The organism is Acinetobacter sp. P1(2025), assembly GCF_051390655.1.
Lineage (GTDB): Bacteria > Pseudomonadota > Gammaproteobacteria > Pseudomonadales > Moraxellaceae > Acinetobacter > Acinetobacter junii.
The window spans coordinates 1-509 of sequence record NZ_JBPKBJ010000186.1; the positions used below are offsets into that span (position 1 = coordinate 1).

Sequence of the window (509 nt, forward strand, 5' to 3'; positions counted from 1 at the left end):
GGTTATGTGTCGCCTTTTGAGTTTGAAGCAATGTACTATGATAAGATTAACCCGTTAGGTCAGGTGGCCTAACTTAAATAAAAAAGTCTCCGACAAACCCGGTACGGTTCAAATTCAATAAAAAAGTTATGCCATGCAAATAATGACTCTAATTCCTGTTTATTTTGAATCGGCTTAGGCAACTCATACCCAATGATCCAGTATGGTGCTGTACAGCAAACATGCTCAGGTATAAGGACTTGCTGTAAGGCTGTTTCAGCACTTACTAAATATAAATTATCGTTTAAGTGGACAATACTCCCTTGCAAAGCTTCTTGAATACAATGATCTGCCTCTATATACGTATCCTTCATTTAGTTCGCCTCCATTTTTCAATTAATGGGATTTCTAAATCTGTTAAATAGGACTTACGCATTGACAGATTCAAAAAAGTATTAAAATGCTTTATAAAGTATCTGTGATTAGACGAATTAAACATGCTTCTACAGCAACCTGTACTCTACCCATTT

Annotated in this window: 1 protein-coding gene and 1 pseudogene; one reads left to right on the forward strand and one right to left on the reverse strand. The window is 35.8% G+C overall.

What is annotated here, in order from left to right; translation table 11 throughout:
- Positions 1-72 (forward strand): annotated as a pseudogene (locus tag ACSC97_RS18305) (type II toxin-antitoxin system HipA family toxin); the annotation flags it as partial.
- Here ACSC97_RS18305 and ACSC97_RS18310 read toward each other — a convergent pair.
- Positions 69-353 carry a hypothetical protein gene (locus ACSC97_RS18310; protein ID WP_436662361.1) on the reverse strand — a complete coding sequence of 95 codons (285 nt, stop codon included), beginning with the start codon at positions 351-353 and terminating at the stop codon, positions 69-71. The pseudogene ACSC97_RS18305 and the gene ACSC97_RS18310 overlap by 4 nt on opposite strands.
- Positions 354-509: the final 156 nt, after the last annotated feature.

Excerpts from the sequence above, each read along its gene's own strand:
- ACSC97_RS18310 (WP_436662361.1), bottom strand. The coding sequence starts at position 353 with ATGAAGGATACGTATATAGAGGCAGATCATTGTATTCAAGAAGCTTTG.